The organism is Parapedobacter sp. (assembly GCF_053550995.1).
In genome coordinates, this window is sequence record NZ_JBMQOC010000055.1 from 1 (window position 1) to 3406 (window position 3406).

3 protein-coding genes are annotated in these 3406 nt (G+C 50.0%); 1 reads left to right on the forward strand and 2 read right to left on the reverse strand.

The genetic code is table 11. The annotated features are described in order from the left end of the window. The first annotated feature begins 200 nt into the window (after positions 1-200). Positions 201-1046 carry a 3-hydroxybutyryl-CoA dehydrogenase gene (locus ACO1NT_RS07925; RefSeq protein ID WP_449048004.1) on the forward strand — a complete coding sequence of 282 codons (846 nt, stop codon included), beginning with the start codon at positions 201-203 and terminating at the stop codon, positions 1044-1046. A 52-nt stretch (positions 1047-1098) separates the two neighbouring features. Here ACO1NT_RS07925 and ACO1NT_RS07930 read toward each other — a convergent pair whose 3' ends face one another. Then, entirely contained in the window at positions 1099-1695 is a 597-nt protein-coding gene (locus tag ACO1NT_RS07930; protein ID WP_449048005.1) for a DUF502 domain-containing protein, read from the reverse strand. Between the two features lie 78 nt (positions 1696-1773). Continuing rightward, positions 1774-3406: alanine racemase (gene alr / locus ACO1NT_RS07935; RefSeq protein ID WP_449048006.1), on the reverse strand; the 1633-nt coding region annotated here is incomplete at its 5' end.

Here is a 3406-nt window from a genome sequence, read left to right on the forward strand (position 1 = left end):
AAAATCCAAAGGGGAACGGTCGCGAAGGGGCAAACACGACTTCCACAAAAAAACAGATAGCACCGCCACAACGAAAACATCGCCCGAAGGAACGGAATAACGATTCATATTTTTGGTTAAGTTTGATGATGAGCGCCCACTCCGCTTTTGGCGGATGGGCGTTTTTTTTAGTATGTTTGTCCGAAACCAATTGGAATGTCATGCAACGAATCAGTGTCATCGGCTCGGGTACCATGGGCAACGGTATTGCCCACGTCTTCGCACAATATGGGTTTGACGTCGCACTGGTTGATATCCGGGAGACGGCGCTAACGCAATCCTTGGAAACGATTGCCAATAACTTGGACCGCCAAATTAAAAAGGGAATCATCGCCATCGCCGACAAGGAAAATATCCTAAGCCGGATCACCACCCATACCGATGTGGGTGCGGGGGTCCATGCGGCCGATTTGGTAGTGGAGGCGGCTACGGAAAATGAACAGGTGAAACGATCGCTATTTGAGCAACTTGATAAGTATTGCCCCAAACAAACCATCTTGGCAAGCAATACTTCGTCCATTTCCATCACCAAAATAGCGGCAGCTACACAGCGGCCGGACCGCGTTGTCGGCATGCACTTCATGAATCCGGTACCTCTGATGAAACTGGTCGAGGTCATCAACGGATATTCCACGTCAGCGGACACAACGAACAAGGTCCTTGCCCTTTCCAAGCAATTGGATAAGGTACCTGTGAAAGTAAACGATTATCCCGGATTTGTGGCCAACCGCATCCTGATGCCTATGATCAACGAGGCCATTTATGCAATTTACGAAGGAATTGCCGATGTTGAAGCGGTGGACACCGTCATGAAATTAGGCATGGCCCATCCTATGGGACCGCTCCAATTGGCCGACTTCATCGGTCTGGACGTATGCTTATCCATCCTGCAGGTATTGCACAATGGTTTCGGAAACCCGAAATACGCGCCATGTCCGCTACTGGCCAATATGGTGGCCGCTGGCAAATTGGGCAAGAAATCCGGACAAGGGTTTTACACTTATTAACTTTAACACGCGTACCTCTTACAGCAAGGCCCTTCGGCCCGATGGATCGCTCCTATTCCAATCCACTTACCCCGCCCGACACCACCAATTTCATGGCGTCGGTAGCGCTCATAGCAAGTGGTGTTACCCGTTCAGACTTAGCAATAACCACCTGACCTGCAAATGAATAAGAATAGGGAAAATAAACAACCACTTCACCTTGCAAACCGATCTTGCCAAGATCGCGTTGGGTTAGGAAGCCGATTTTTTTCAACCCCGTTTCATTCACTTCGACCAACACCGGTTCATTGAATTTCTTGGCATCGCCCACAAATGCCTCGGTAAAGTCCTTGATCGACGAATATAAGGTGTTGAAAAGCGGGATGCGGTTGATCAGGTCATTAAACCAGTTGTATATCGGTGCCGTAACCACGTTGGTGAATATCATTCCCACGATGACCAAGCCGACAATAACGGTCAGTATCCCCAACCCGGGAACGTATAGGGGGCTTCCCGACTCGTCTTCCCAGAACCAACTGCTGAGATTAAGTGCGGAGTCGATACTCGCTACAATCCATACGATCAGGAATAATGCACCCGCCAGCGGCAATACCACCAAGGTGCCTTTGATCAGGTAGTTAAAAAATAGGCGTATTGTTTTACTTTTCATTCGAATAAATTGTCTTTTTGTGGCAATGAAGCCTTGTCTTCTGTCTCGTTTCTAATGCTCGGCATTTGCTGTCCAGGGTCACGTCTCATAATAATAAATTCGTTTCACGCGCTGCGAAATACCGGTTAGCAGTTCGTATGGGATCGTGCCGATAACAGCTGCTTGTTTCTCGATGTCGTCAAACACAACGACTTCGGCACCTACTTCCGCATCGATACCGCTCAAATCAAGCATCGTCATGTCCATGCAAACGTCGCCAACCGTCGGGGCTTTTACCCCGTTTACCAGCATATACCCCACCCCGTTGCCAAAACGCCGGTCGTAGCCATCAGCATAGCCGATATTTACCGTGGCAATCATGCTGTCTTTTGCAATAAAGCCACGTCGCCCATAGCCTACGGAATCACCGGCGGGCACCCGCCTCAATTGAGTAATGGCCGTTTTCAACACACCTGTCTGCTGCAATGACAGCATATTTTCGCCCTGATCCCCTACGCCGTACAAACCGATTCCCAGCCGCACCATATCCAAGTGCGCCTGCGGCCAACGTAATATGGCGGCCGAATTCGCGATATGGCGGAGTACCGGGTAGCCCAGCGCCGTTATAAGCCCGTCCGCAAACACTTGGAAGTTGGCCAATTGCTCAGCCGTAAATGCATGATGCACTTCATCGCCCGCGGCGGCCAGATGCGAAAACACCGATATTACCCTGATGGCCCCCTCATCCTTCAGCCGTTTTGCTAGTTCTGCAACATCGCCAGTTGAAAAGCCGAGTCGGTGCATGCCGGTGTCTACTTTGATGTGGACGGGATAGCCGGTGATTTTCAGAGAAGCCAACGTACCAAGCAATGCATCGAGCATATCAAAGCTATATATTTCCGGTTCCAGCCGATGCGCCAATAGCGCATCGAAAGACGGTGGCCTCGGATTCATCACCATAATAGGCATCCAAATACCCGCCTGCCGGAGTTCCACCCCTTCATCGGTATACGCTACGGCCAGGTAATCCACTCGATTAAACTGCAGCAGGCTCGCAATCTCAAAATCGCCACTACCGTAAGAGAAAGCCTTCACCATCGCCATCAGTTTGACAGGCTTGGGCAGCAACGATCGGTATTGGTTTAGGTTGTGTTCCACGGCACTCAGGTTGATGGCTAACGTCGTATCGTGCACTTTAGCCATCAGGGCCGAACTGATACGCTCAAACTTATATCGCCTAGCACCCTTTAGCAGAATCGTCTCGTTTCGGAAATCTAAGGTAGGCAGCTCCGCCAATAACGCATCGGTATCCAGGAATGACCGGTGGGTGATATCGCTATAGGTACCGGTAAGCGAGTGCAATATGGGCCCTACCGTAATTATTCGATTTATGTCACTGTCATACAATAATTTAAACAAATTTTCATAAATGTGTCCTTCACCTATTGACACACCTGGCAAATCCGATAGAATGAGCGTCCGTACGGGATGCCGATGCTGCTGCTTCAGGAAATCAAGCGCGATGGCCAACGACGCGAGGTCGTTACTGTAGCTATCGTCAATCACCGTGCAATTGTTGATGCCTTTCTTCATTTCCAATCGCATCTCTACGGGCTGTAACACGGCCATACGCCTTGTAATCACTTCCTGCGCATACCCCATGGCCAATAACACCGCCCAACAGCAAAGTGCGTTGCTACGGGCGGCGGCATCGGTAAAAGGGATATCGATA